The organism is Microbulbifer mixtoriginis (SeqCode), assembly GCF_052466715.1.
Map to the genome: position 1 here is coordinate 3,692,478 of NZ_CP174288.1, position 12,985 is coordinate 3,705,462.

Consider the following 12,985-nt stretch of genomic DNA (forward strand, 5'->3'; position numbering starts at 1 on the left):
TCTCAATTAGTTAAAAGTTTCAAGCAGTGACTCCTCACCTACCAGCTGTATTAGCTACTCTTCTGTCTCTAATTCCACTAAACGCAACAGCCAATATCTACAAGTGGATCGATGAAAATGGCCAAGTCCACTTCAGTGACAAGAAAATAGAAAATATTAAACAAGAAGTTATTAAGCCTAGAAAGCACAAGTCTGATTGGTCTCGATTTGATATTTCTGTCGAAGCCATTGACACCAACCTGAGCAATCAGGAATTAAACAGGATTGTTACAGATGTCAACCTCGTCTATGAGTTTTACGATCGCGTTCTGTTTTTTGACTTTTATAAAACGGTACCCGTTAAGGTCTTGGTTCTAAAGGATAAAAAAGCCTACTACGAACACCTAAGAAAGAGAATGGGAAAAGAACCATCAGCCTCTTATGGGATATATTTCTCTCAAGATAACCAAATTATTGTTTACATCCAAGAGGATAGAGCCAGAACATTCCGCACTATTAAACACGAGGTTAGTCATGCAATAACCGATACTGTCACTCCCTACGCCCAATCCTGGCTAAATGAAGGTTTGGCCGAGCAGATGGAAACCCTCACTAAAGTGAACGGGCAACTGCGCATCACTAGTCACTGGGAAAATTATAGATGGGTAAATCCTCTCAAGCGCCATGAGAGGCTTATGGATATCAGTACATTCCTTAGGCTCCCTAACACAAGATGGCGACATGCACAAAGAAATGGGACTGCGCCTTTACAAGCACAGGCCGGGCAATTTTTATACTTTCTATTATCAACACCAGTCGGTAAAAGCTTTGTAATTCGTTTAGTCCATAGGCTGGAGCGTGGTGATCGTACGCACTCGTATTATCTGGTCGATAAAGACTATATTGGCGGGATCAGAGGCCTGGAAATCAACTGGAGAAATTGGTTAAGTGGGGAAACTGACAAACATATCAACTTTTAAAACAAATATTTAAGCAAATTTAGACAAAAAAATATTCTGTTTAAACTATGAAAGACTTAAGAGTCGCAGGCAAGCTCCTTCAATTCAATGGGTGGCTAACACTTTTGTTTGGCATATTATTAACTGCCATTTATATATACAGTCAGGGGGCAGCCTTTACTATCAAAGCAGCAGCCCCAGCTATTTTATTTTTAAGCTGGTGTGTTGCACTTATCAGCATAGGAGGAAAGATAAAAAGCGGGGCTAGAATTTATAAAATTCCCGGTATTATTGCTGCATTACTCAGCCTAATAACTTCGCCCATAGGCTTTATTTTTGGCCTGGCTTCACTGTTTTATCAAATCAGGGGAAAAGACTCTTTTCTAAATAGCTGACTTGAGTAGCTGGGGGCGCCTTCCCCTCAGCACCTCATCAACTGATGAGGGCCGACCATTTAGTACATATAGCCAGAATATAACACGCATGGATTTTATATGAAATTTACTCGCTTATAGCTCAGCAAACAACACAGTCAAGCCTCCCAAATTCAGGAAACCTGCAACACCATATAACTAACAACTACATAGCGCAAAAGCTTACCTGCCGTCACCAAAATCAAAAACCATAACAATCGTATTCTTAACACCCCTGCCATAACGGTTAATGGATCTCCGACAACTGGAACCCAAGCAAAAGCTAATGAAATCAGGCCATATTTTTTAAAGCGCTGCTCAGCCTTTACAAATTCATTTTCTGACATCCTCAACCATTTTTTTATAATACCCAAACTTGCCCAATAGCCAAGAGCATAATTCACCAATGAACCGGCCACATTACCAATTGTTGCAACAGTCACCAATGCAACTGGAGAAAAACCATTGATCAGCAGAGTGGTTAATACGATCTCCGAACTTACTGGCAAGATTGTTGCCGCTAGAAATGCTGAAACAAAAAGACCGACAAAGCCTAATTCGACCAAACTCCCCATTTAACAAAAACATCCTCCAGGAAAACCATAAGAAACCTATAGGGTTTATGCAAAAAAATTTACTATCTTACCATTTCATTAACCCCTAAAACTGTCAACACCCATACTCAAGAAAATAAATATACTCCCCTTGAGCAATCACATACCTCAACTCCCCAACACTACCAATTTCCTAGCTAACTTATTAGCAAGAATTACAGAAAGATAGAATTTCAAAATATCACTCCAGACATTCAACTAGAAATAAAATCATTCTGGCATTTTACGTAGGCTTTAACCTAAAATTCAAAAATCTCGAATTAGATAGGCTTTACTTCAGCATGAACCCAATCCTAGAAGAAACTATTCAATGTCCCTACTGCGGCGAACACTTTAGTACACTCATTGATATTTCTGTACTTCCGCAAGAATATATAGAAGACTGCCAGGTCTGCTGTAAGCCCATAGTTTTTCACGTTACCGCTGACCTAGAGGGCTCTATTTCTATCAATTTATACAGGGAGGATGAGTCGTTTTGAATACTATCAAATAGTCGACATAGTTCTCTTCTATTTATCTAGAGTACCTGCTCTACAAAACTTATCTCTGCCTACCAACCTGCCTCTGAACATGGTTATTTAAGGTTGGCAAATACCTCTATCGCTCGCTTGCGCCCGGCACTCACATCACAAATCACTTGGGGATACCCTTCAATCATTGGGGGCTCATGAATCTCCTTATTACTTAGTGAGGAAATTTCCGGCACATAATGTCGAATAAACTCTCCGTTAGGATCGAACTTCTGCGACTGGCTATAAGGGTTAAATACCCGGAAATAAGGTGCTGCATCCGTACCGGTTGAGGCGGCCCATTGCCAACCGCCATTGTTTGAGGCAAAGTCACCATCAATCAAGTGCTGCATAAAATAGCGTTCACCCCAACGCCAGTCGATCAGCATATTTTTACTCAAGAACGAGGCGACAATCATTCGTAAGCGGTTGTGCATCCAGCCGGTTTCATTTAGCTGGCGCATTGCAGCATCGACAATAGGCACTCCGGTTTCGCCACTTGCCCAAAGGGAAAATAATCCTTCATCATAGCGCCAAGGAATTTGTTCTGTTTCCTCTTTAAATGGCCTGCCCATACTCAAGCGGGGAAAGTCAGTCAGTAAATGTGTATAGAATTCCCGCCAGATAAGTTCGCTGATCCAGCAGGCAATCCCTTCATCTCTACCCTGCCAAAGGCCTTTATTCTGGCTGAGGGCCATCTTGACGCACTGGCGAATAGAAATAGCTCCACTATTTAAATAAGGGGAAAGGCGGGAGGTACTATCTTTCGCTGGAAAATCTCGTTCGGCCTGATATTGATCAATAATTTTGGCAAAAACTTTCAAGCACTTTTGCGCAGCTTGCTCACCACTCTCCCAACCTTTAACCCTACCTGATCCATCAATATTGAGCGAGTAGCCCAATAACTGGTTAGGTATTTTCTGCGTTAGTTTTCGACTTCCTTTTACATCCACTGCGAACCACTTCGGCCAATGTTCGCTATTGGCAGAAGGTGGTATTTTCCTGGGAGTGGGCAAGGGCTTAACCTCGCTCCCTGCACATAACTGGATTAGGGCACGCTTGAAAGGGGTAAACACTTTGTAGGGATCACCACTCGCCGTTCTCACTGCTCCTGGCGGTAATAAGGTGCGGTCACTGTAGTATTCAACCGAAACATTGTGTTCCAGCAGTTTTTCTCGAACGGCATTGTCTCGACGCAGCTCATTCAGAGGATACTCAGCATTGGCAAACAATGCCTCTACTTTCAGGCGCTGAATAATTTGCTGCAGCGCCTCCGGAACCAGAGAAAACTCAGGGACTTCGAGGAAGTACAGGGGAATATTGCGAATTTGCAACTGCCCTTGGAGTTTCTGCAAGCAGGCCACACGAAAAGAAACCAGTACATCGCCTTCATCGTGGTTTTTCCAGGTTTCTGGGCAGGCGATAAAAATTGCGGCCAATTGTTCGCATCGAGTACTGGCATGATACAGCGCCGAATTATCCTGTATACGCAAATCGCTGCGGAACCAGACTAGGCCCCGCTGTATTGATATTTGTCGGCTCATCGCTTCAGCTGCTCCCGCAGTTGCGTTACCACGAAGTCTGTAGTGCCTGATAATACTGATATTATCGGTATTTTCTTTAGGTTATCCAAGCTGGCAGACTGTAACTCTACGAAATCCCCCACAAGCCTTAAAGGCTTGCTTAGCTCCTGAAATGAACGTGGTAATTCCTCCTCAAGTAAGGGTTTTGGCAGTGCCCGATGGCTGTACCAGAGCAGCGCATGCACATCCAGCTTTCTCATATTTTCAGTAAGCCCCGGCAGAACGGCCCGATAATCCAAAACCACTACGCCAATACCGGCAGCCAAAAGTGTGGCGCAAAATAATTGCACAAAGGCCCGCTGATCTTCACCGGGGAAATCCAGCAATAGGACTCGACTCTCGCAAGCCAAACGATCTTTATTTAAATTTCTCCGAGCTATGCCGTTGGCCAATAACAACTGTTCATTAACCAGCTGCCAAAAGAAACCTTGCGTGGCTTGCGATCGCCTCAACCTAGCCAACTCGGTATGCAGCGGCTTGAGCCAATGATCGAGTAATAGTGATGCCGGTAAGGTCGAAATCCAGTGGTCCAGTTGCTGGCGAAGCTTTCGCTCGTCAAAGTTTTGTGACAAGTTTAAGGCTTCATCGATCATCTCACGCCAACCACCTGCAGTGTTTGCCTCTCTCTCTTTGGCAGACAGGGAGGATGGACCACGTGCCAATAATTCCCGCACCTGTCCAATAGCTACACCTCGGGCCAGGCAGGCCAGTACCTCTTCGATACGCCTGACCTCTTCTTCACTATAAAGTCGGTGCCCCTTGCTGGTTCTGGCCGGTGTTAACAGGCCGTAGCGCCGCTCCCAGGCTCGAAGGGTGACAGGGTGCACGCCGGTACGACGCGCTACCTCACGAATTGGTAAGCTGGCTTCAGTAGGGGGGGCAATCTCAACCATCACAATTCTCAGCGAAATTCACATAGACCCAGCTCTGCCGGCTCAGCGGCGAGCAACACCTGGCTGTGGATAAACTGGTGAGGAGTGCGCGGTAAATAATGGCGCAACATGGTAAGCACTGCCGACAGAGGCTTATTACCCTGACGATATTCGTCAATAAGTAGCGCCAGTTCGGCTCTCTCCTCTTTGCTCAGGTAGCTCTTCAGGTGGCCCTGGCTGTGCATCAGAGCGTTAGTGCGGTCCTTTCGGCTGGCCAACTGGCTGAGAATCTCCATTATTTTACCTCTCACCTCATAGGCAAACTCCTCTACCGGCAATGCGCGCGAGTTAGAAACAAACTGACCCAATGCACGGGTCATTGGCTGACTGTGCGCCAACAGTAGATATTTATAAGCGGTGTAAAATTCAATGACCCTGGCTGGGCGCAGGTCGGTGGCCACATAGCGATGCCAGGCGTCGTAAGCAAAAACACGGGTGAGGAAATTCTCGCGCAAATCGCTGGCATTGAGCCGCCCCACTTCTTCCATCGGCAAGTGGGGAAAATGCTGGCGCAGGCGTGCCGCGAATAAGCCGGAGTCGTGCGCCAGCACCCCGGTACCATCTTCTTTATAGTGGGGAGTGGTTCGCACTCCACAGCTGGGAGATTTCTGCATCAGAATAAAACCACGCAGATTCTCCACTTCAGGGACAATCGTATCCGCGTAGCCCTCTAGAGCCTCGGTAACATCTAAGTTGGGGTCTTCCCGGCCAACCGCACGCAACCGGTCACTCACAATAAGGTGAATAGGCGGTCTGGGCACGCCCATGCCAATGGCAACCTCGGGGCAGTAAGCCTGTAACTCAAAACAATTGCCCAGCAGTTGGGTGCAGACTTTACTGTGCTTGTGGCTGCCGTTGTAACGCACCGGATCACCCACGGCGCAGCGGCTAATGCCCACCGGAATTTTTTGAGACAAGAGCTGTATATGCATAGTTTTGCTGCACAGAATCGGTTCACGTTCTTCTTTTATAGACTCTCACAACTAGTTGTACAAGAGATAGCTTTGTACAACTTTTGGAAAGTAATCAAGTCTCTATGGCCGCTTGCGCCCATACACACCATAGCTACAATGCAGGGCCGCATTTTTACCGAGCGGCAGGGCTGTGATTCTTTATCTCACCAGCTACCCCGGCAATTTGCGGCCTCCTCCTCCCCGAAAGTACGGATTAGCTCATGATTCCAGCATTGCGCGAAGTCGACGAGGTTCAGGCGCTCTATTTGCAGTTTTTGCAGGAGCTTGCAGACGCGGGTTTCCGCGGTGGCACCACACCCAGTTACGCCAGCCGCACCGTTTTAGCGACCGATAACTCTATTTACCAGGTTCTACCTCAGGCAGTGGTGTACCCACGCAATCACCGCGACCTGCAACTACTGGCGGAACTGGCCGAACGGGAGGAGTTCCACTCCGTAGTGCTCTCACCCAGAGGCGGTGGCACCGGTACTAACGGCCAATCGCTTACCGATGGGCTGGTGGTGGATATCTCCCGCCATATGAACCAGATCCTTGAGATCAATGTGGAAGAGCGCTGGGTTCGCGTACAGGCTGGCGTGGTCAAAGACCAGTTGAATGCCGCACTTAAACCCCACGGCCTGTTTTTTGCGCCAGAACTTTCTACCAGCAACCGCGCTACCATCGGTGGCATGATCAATACGGATGCCTCAGGCCAGGGATCCTGTGTTTACGGCAAAACCCGCGATCACGTGTTGGAATTGCACACAGTGTTAATGGGGGGGGAGCTGTGGCACTCCACCGCTATAGGGGACACTCAGCTGCAAGAAATATGCGCTGAAAATAGCCGCGTCGCAGAGGTGCATAAAACCTGTGACAAGATTGCCAGGGAAAAAGCCGAACTCATCGAGCAGAAATTCCCCAAGCTCAATCGCTGCCTCACCGGCTACGACCTGGCCCATATTCGTGAAGGCAATCGCTTTAATCTCAACAGCGTATTGTGCGGTTCCGAAGGCACCCTCGGGTTTATTGCAGAAGCCAAACTCAATCTGCTGCCCATTCCCAAGAGTGTGGCTCTGGTCAATTTAAAATACGACCACTTCCAGGAAGCGCTGCGCGATGCCAAGGACCTAATGGGCGCAGGCCCCATGTCGATCGAAACAGTGGACAGCAAAGTACTGCAGCTGGCCATGGAAGATATCGTCTGGCACAGCGTCAGTGAATTTTTTCCCGCAGAGGATCGCCCGGTCAAGGGTATCAACCTGGTGGAGTACGCTGCAGATACCGAGGAGGAACTGGAAAAAGCTCTGCAGCAATTTATTGCACATATCGAGGCTGCCATTGGCCAGCCAGGCAAGAGCTTCGGCTATTCTATCGCCCGCGGCCACGCCGAGGTGAATCGTATCTGGGCCATGCGCAAACGCGCAGTGGGTTTGCTGGGCAACGCCCAGGGGGAAAAGCGCCCGATTCCCTTTGTAGAAGATACTGCCGTACCACCAGAAAACCTGGCCGATTTTATTGCCGAATTCCGCGCAGTGCTGGATGAGGCCGGCCTCGACTACGGTATGTTCGGCCATGTGGATGCCGGCGTATTACATGTACGCCCGGCAATTGATATGAAAGATCCCCAACAGGCCGCACAAATTCGCCCAATCACCGACCGGGTGGTGGCACTGACACAAAAATATAAAGGGCTGCTGTGGGGAGAACACGGCAAAGGTGTTCGTTCCGAATATGCCCCGGAATTTTTCGGCGAGCTGTATCCCGAGCTGCAGAAAATTAAATCCGCTTTCGATCCACGCAATCAATTAAATCCCGGCAAAATTGCCACACCCGATGACAGCGCCAGCCTGCTGAAAATTGATGTGGTGAGCACCCGCGGTGAACACGATCGACAAATTCCCGCGCAAGTATGGGAGGGATACGACGAGGGTGTGCACTGCAACGGCAACGGTGCCTGTTTTAATTGGAATCCAGACGATGCCATGTGCCCTTCCTACAAGGCCACGCGCAACCGGATCCATTCCCCCAAAGGGCGTGCCTCGCTGATGCGAGAATGGTTGCGTCTATTGAGTAAACACGATGTAGACGCAGTAGCCAGCGCGCGTAAATACCGCGAGCGCTCTTTTTTTGTCGGCCTGCCCAAACGCATCGTAAATACCCTGGCAAAAACCCGCGGCGAGTACGACTTCAACCACGAAGTCAATGAAGCCATGCAGGGCTGCCTAGCCTGTAAATCCTGTGTAGGGCAATGCCCTATTCGCGTGGATGTACCGGAATTTCGCAGCAAGTTTTTGGAGCTTTATTACAGCCGCTACCTACGCCCGCTAAAGGATTACGCCGTGGGCGGACTGGAATTCCTGATGCCGCATCTAGCCAGACTACCGCAATTGTACAACTGGCCGCTAAAGCTGAAGCCTGTATCTTTTTTGATGGAGCGTGTTTTCGGCATGGTGGATAGCCCACAGCTCTCACAAAAAACCCTGCAAACCAGCATGAGAGAACTGGGAGTACCCACCGCTACAAAAGCCTGCCTGGATACTCTGGGGCCCTCCCAGCGCAGCCGCGCGGTCATCATTGTGCAGGATGCCTTCACCAGCTATTTTGATGCCGAAGTGGTAGCGGATATTTTGCGCCTGCTCAAACAATTGGACTTTGTGCCGATTCTCGCTCCCTATCGGGCCAACGGCAAACCCCTCCACGTTCATGGTTTTTTACGCCAGTTCCAACGAATTGCCGAAGGCAATAGTGAGATGCTTAACAACCTGGCGGAGAGCGGCATCCCCCTGGTGGGCATTGATCCCTCCATGACCCTTACCTATCGCTCTGAATACAAGAAACTCCTAGGGGAACGCGCTCCGAAAGTACATTTGTTACAAGAATGGCTGGTTCAACAAGAAGATCACCTGCAGCAACAGCGCGCTCGGGTAAAACCTGGCAGCTTTCAACTACTGCCGCACTGCACCGAGCAAACCAATGCCGCCGCCTCACTCAAGGATTGGCAAACGGTATTCGCCGCCCTGGGCCTGGAGCTGCAGAGTGAAAATCTCGGCTGCTGTGGTATGGCTGGGACCTATGGCCACGAGACCGCGCATAAGGAAACATCGCGGGTGATCTTCCAGCAATCCTGGGCTCCCAAACTCAATGGTGGGGAGCACAACCAACTCGCCACCGGATACTCCTGCCGCTGCCAAGCCAGCCGCTTTGCAGGTGTTAGTCTGCGCCATCCTCTGCAGGGATTACTGGCACAACTCGATAACTAGGGATTTACTGACGTATGAGGGCCGTAACTATGGCCCCATACGTCATCGGGCCAAGCGCGAAAATCCCTATGCATAAACCACTGCCTCATTTATACATATTTTTTTATGCACTTTTCTGCCTAACCGCACTATTAGCGGCAGTCTCCCTTATTTCGGACGTTCTCCCCAACAATACCCAGACTCACAGCGCTCAATCTCACGGGGGAGAAACCCTGGGGGCGATCCACTGGGTCAACGAAGCGGAGGCACTCGCCCGCGAGGGTAATTTTGGCGATGCCTTGCCACTCTATGAAAAAGCCATTTCCGCTCTCGGCGCCTATCCCTCCCAGCAGCACACCCTGCGCTACCGCTACGGCATAGTACTAAATGCCTTGGGGGCCAAATCGAGGCCAGATCTCTACCCGCTGGCGCGGGCCCAGTTTCAATCAGTTCTGCGCTACCTGGATTCAGGTGCACAACTACCTCACTCCAGCGCAAGAGTGCGCTCTGCCCTGGCACACACTTACCACCGCCAAGCTGCCAGCGAAGAGTTGGCCACGCAACGTGAACACCTCCTCAGCACTGCTTATCTCCTCTATAAAAGTGCCCTGGAAGGTCTGCTCAATCAGGAGGAATGGCACAACCTTTCTATTACTTATTTCAATCTTGGGCAGGTATGTGAGTGGCAAGGAAATCTTGAAGAGGCCATTCGTTGGCTGGAGAAAGCTGTAGAACTGGATTTACAGCACAAATTACCCGACCTAAAAGAGGATAGTGACTATTTGGCTGCGCTTCGCCAGCAGGTAGAACCGGTACAGCAGAACCGGGGAACCACCCTTTAGCCCTCACTTTTCCCCAAATTCTTTGCCAGAAAATGAATCGACGAAGCCGTTTTGCTGCGTTAAACCACGTTTTTTCTTCAATTCAGACTAATTTGGTGGGGCAGTCACAAATAGTTTCAGGGAAATTTTTTACTTTTCTCATCTGAATTAGAAAGCCGATCCGGAAAAATAGCTTGTTAACCGTAGGATGACATCGCTGTCACTGTAAACCCCACCTAAAAAATGAAATTTCTTAATCATAAAAAAATAGGAATTCTGTAACCATCAATAGCGTATAAGCGCGAACAAAACCCTTAAATATAAAAATAAAAAGGGTTATTGATTTCAAGCACTCACAATAACCAGCCATTCTTTAAGGTCTTTTGTCGCCAAATAAGAAAAAGTTGCCTCAACCCAAATCCCCAGTAATATAACCAGCGTTGATTAAATATTGATCAACCATTTCCAAAAGCACTTGGAAATTTCGTAAGCACCTTTTGGCTTGCGACCATTTGATTCCTGGAGGTAATGGGACATCATGAAACAGACTCTGCGTAACACTGCTTTTTTCATCGCCGCCCTGCTTGCTATTGGTGTGAGTGTCAATGCATCAGCCGCTCTTAAGAAAACCATGATTGTCGACGCTACCGCGTATAACTCGGTGCCCGGCCAGACAGATAGCGACCCTTGGGTAGCTGCCTGGAACAACCGCCTGCGTCCAGGCGATAAAATCATTGCCGTTTCCCGTGATTTGGAAAAACACGGCCTGACCAACGGCGCTAAAGTACAGATTGAAGGTCTGCCCGGTACTTACACTGTGCGTGACCGCATGAACAAACGCTTCACAAACCGTATTGATGTTTGGATGGAAAAAGATATCCGCAAGGCTCGCGCCTGGGGTAAGAAGAAACTGAAAATTGTTTTTGAACCGGTAAAGTAAAGCAGAACTGATTTCAACGACCCTTTTGGCCCCGCCCTCCAGCGGGGTTTTTTTATTTCTGCCGTTAGGTAAACAATCAATAGAGAGAATTACTGCTCTCTAACTTTATGCCATCGATTATTAGTAATGATTAGTTAGAGGCTTATTCAAACTTATGCGCTTGGAACGTTGAAAGAAGAGATCTCTGCATCCCTGCTCTGTATCCCTGCATCTCTGCATCTCTGCATCTCTGCATCTCTGCAGCAGAGTCTACTTCCTATAGTCTCACCACAGATAGTCGAGCCTCTACAACAGAGTTGGGTAGCCACCCTTTAGCTCTTATTTACCCCATTTCTTTGCCAAAAAAATCAGTGACGAAGCAGTTTTTCCACCTAAAATCAGGTTTTCCCTGCAAAGCAGACAGTTTTGGCGGAATGGTCACAAATAGTTTCAGGGAAATTTTTTACTTTTCTCGTACGAATTAGAAAGCCGATCCAAGAAAATAGTTTGTAAACCGTAGAATGACATCGCTGTCACTGCAAATCCCACCTAAAAAATGAAATTTCTTAATCAGAAAAAAATAGGAATTCTGTAACCAGTAGTAGCGTCTAATCACAAACAAAAATCTTAAAAGTAAGACTAAAAAGGGTTATTGGTTTTAAGCACTCACAATAACCAGCCATTCTTTAAGGCCTTTTGTCGCCAAATAAGAAAAAGTTGCCTCAACCCAAATCCCCAGTAATATAACCGGCGTTGATTAAATATTAATCAACCATTTCCAAAAGCACTTGGAAATTTCGTAAGCACCTTTTGGCTTGCGACCATTTGATTCCTGGAGGTAATGGGACATCATGAAACAGACTCTGCGTAACACTGCTTTTTTCATCGCCGCCCTGCTTGCTATTGGTGTGAGTGTCAATGCATCAGCCGCTCTTAAGAAAACCATGATTGTCGACGCTACCGCGTATAACTCGGTGCCCGGCCAGACAGATAGCGACCCTTGGGTAGCTGCCTGGAACAACCGCCTGCGTCCAGGCGATAAAATCATTGCCGTTTCCCGTGACTTGGAAAAGCACGGCCTGACCAACGGCGCTAAAGTACAGATTGAAGGTCTGCCCGGTACTTACACTGTGCGTGACCGCATGAACAAACGCTTCACAAACCGTATTGATGTTTGGATGGAAAAAGATATCCGCAAGGCTCGCGCCTGGGGTAAGAAGAAACTGAAAATTGTTTTTGAACCGGTAAAGTAAAGCAGAACTGATTTCAACGACCCTTTTGGCCCCGCCCTCCAGCGGGGTTTTTTTATTTCTGTCGTAAAGTAGGAATCAGAGTAAAAAGTGGATGACCGCTAATTACTTACCGGTCCATTATTAATAAGGACTTGATTAGAGAGCACTATAATTGTTCTCTCGAGGCCCTTATGCAAAGAAGCCCCTGAAACAATGCCGGCTCACTCTCTCCTCAAATGACTGAAAAAGGCCACAATTTCTAGGGCTCCATTTCCATCAAAATCCCCGGTAATTCCTTACAGTTCGCACTCTCCAAATGGAAAACACTCGGCTGATGCCCCTCTACGTAACGGTGCTCCAGATTTTCACCCGTGAGTAAAAGCAGGTATTCAGACTTGATCCAAACATCCCCCGACCGGTACTCGGTCAACCATAACAGTGAAGGCAGCCCCTCATAGCAATAGCCGTAAAACATGCGGGTTTTTTCTACCAGCTTTTTCGTCATATAGTCGAGATACCGCCCCGGATAGGTATAACGATCACCATCTGACTGATTATTACCAACTACATCACCCGGCCTGGCAATACGGCGTATATAAATCGCTAGATTCTCATCGCAATCAATGCAGTGGCGCCCCGCCACTATTGCGTAACCATGCAGCTTCGCAACTAGGCGAACCTCCTTGAGGTCTGCATAAAGCTGCTGTTGGGCAAGTGGCACCAAGGGGTCGGCATGGAGGGGAAGGGGCGGGATCTGCAAGCAGACCATGATAAAAATACCGCGCATTATCATGGGGAAGGCAACCGCTGGTTTGGTAGCACCGCCGGAGAC

At 48.2% G+C, this 12,985-nt stretch carries 12 protein-coding genes; 7 read left to right on the forward strand and 5 right to left on the reverse strand.

The features are described from left to right. Positions 1–26: 26 nt before the first annotated feature. The gene (locus ACJJH9_RS16370) at positions 27–959 is read left to right on the forward strand and encodes a DUF4124 domain-containing protein (protein WP_444923397.1); all 933 of its coding nucleotides are present in this window, start codon (positions 27–29) and stop codon (positions 957–959) included. 47 nt (positions 960–1,006) lie between these two features. After that, on the forward strand, positions 1,007–1,333 hold the full coding sequence (locus tag ACJJH9_RS16375; RefSeq protein WP_252084607.1) for a hypothetical protein: 327 nt from the start codon (positions 1,007–1,009) through the stop codon (positions 1,331–1,333). A 152-nt stretch (positions 1,334–1,485) separates the two neighbouring features. Here ACJJH9_RS16375 and ACJJH9_RS16380 read toward each other — a convergent pair whose 3' ends face one another. Next, positions 1,486–1,926, reverse strand: a complete 441-nt coding sequence (locus tag ACJJH9_RS16380; RefSeq protein ID WP_444883796.1) for a YqaA family protein — start codon at positions 1,924–1,926, stop codon at positions 1,486–1,488. 320 nt (positions 1,927–2,246) lie between these two features. Here ACJJH9_RS16380 and ACJJH9_RS16385 point away from each other — a divergent pair, with 320 nt between their 5' ends. After that, positions 2,247–2,444, forward strand: coding sequence for a CPXCG motif-containing cysteine-rich protein (locus tag ACJJH9_RS16385; RefSeq protein ID WP_444883795.1), 198 nt, complete (start codon positions 2,247–2,249; stop codon positions 2,442–2,444). Positions 2,445–2,539: 95 nt separating this feature from the next. On the opposite strand, the gene ACJJH9_RS16390 is transcribed toward ACJJH9_RS16385, so the two are convergent. The 3 genes from ACJJH9_RS16390 to ACJJH9_RS16400 are packed head-to-tail and all read right to left on the reverse strand — an operon-like array spanning position 2,540 to position 5,921. Then, positions 2,540–4,018, reverse strand: coding sequence for a cryptochrome/photolyase family protein (locus ACJJH9_RS16390; protein ID WP_444923398.1), 1,479 nt, complete (start codon positions 4,016–4,018; stop codon positions 2,540–2,542). Further along, on the reverse strand, positions 4,015–4,950 hold the full coding sequence (locus ACJJH9_RS16395; RefSeq protein WP_444923399.1) for a MerR family transcriptional regulator: 936 nt from the start codon (positions 4,948–4,950) through the stop codon (positions 4,015–4,017). Before ACJJH9_RS16395 ends, ACJJH9_RS16390 begins: the two co-directional genes overlap by 4 nt. Before the next feature lie 8 nt (positions 4,951–4,958). Next, the gene (locus ACJJH9_RS16400; RefSeq protein WP_444908721.1) at positions 4,959–5,921 is read right to left on the reverse strand and encodes a YbgA family protein; all 963 of its coding nucleotides are present in this window, start codon (positions 5,919–5,921) and stop codon (positions 4,959–4,961) included. Positions 5,922–6,163: 242 nt separating this feature from the next. Here ACJJH9_RS16400 and ydiJ point away from each other — a divergent pair, with 242 nt between their 5' ends. From ydiJ to ACJJH9_RS16420, 4 genes are all read left to right on the forward strand, one after another. Then, positions 6,164–9,202 carry a D-2-hydroxyglutarate dehydrogenase YdiJ gene (ydiJ, locus tag ACJJH9_RS16405; protein ID WP_444923400.1) on the forward strand — a complete coding sequence of 1,013 codons (3,039 nt, stop codon included), beginning with the start codon at positions 6,164–6,166 and terminating at the stop codon, positions 9,200–9,202. Positions 9,203–9,270: 68 nt separating this feature from the next. Next, positions 9,271–10,023, forward strand: a complete 753-nt coding sequence (locus ACJJH9_RS16410) for a tetratricopeptide repeat protein (protein ID WP_444883790.1) — start codon at positions 9,271–9,273, stop codon at positions 10,021–10,023. Positions 10,024–10,540: 517 nt separating this feature from the next. Continuing rightward, positions 10,541–10,942 carry a 3D domain-containing protein gene (locus ACJJH9_RS16415; protein WP_444883789.1) on the forward strand — a complete coding sequence of 134 codons (402 nt, stop codon included), beginning with the start codon at positions 10,541–10,543 and terminating at the stop codon, positions 10,940–10,942. Between the two features lie 830 nt (positions 10,943–11,772). Then, positions 11,773–12,174 carry a 3D domain-containing protein gene (locus ACJJH9_RS16420; protein ID WP_444883789.1) on the forward strand — a complete coding sequence of 134 codons (402 nt, stop codon included), beginning with the start codon at positions 11,773–11,775 and terminating at the stop codon, positions 12,172–12,174. 238 nt (positions 12,175–12,412) lie between these two features. Here the strand turns inward: ACJJH9_RS16420 and ACJJH9_RS16425 are convergent, their stop codons facing one another. Further along, positions 12,413–12,946, reverse strand: a complete 534-nt coding sequence (locus ACJJH9_RS16425; protein ID WP_444923401.1) for a hypothetical protein — start codon at positions 12,944–12,946, stop codon at positions 12,413–12,415. Positions 12,947–12,985: the final 39 nt, after the last annotated feature.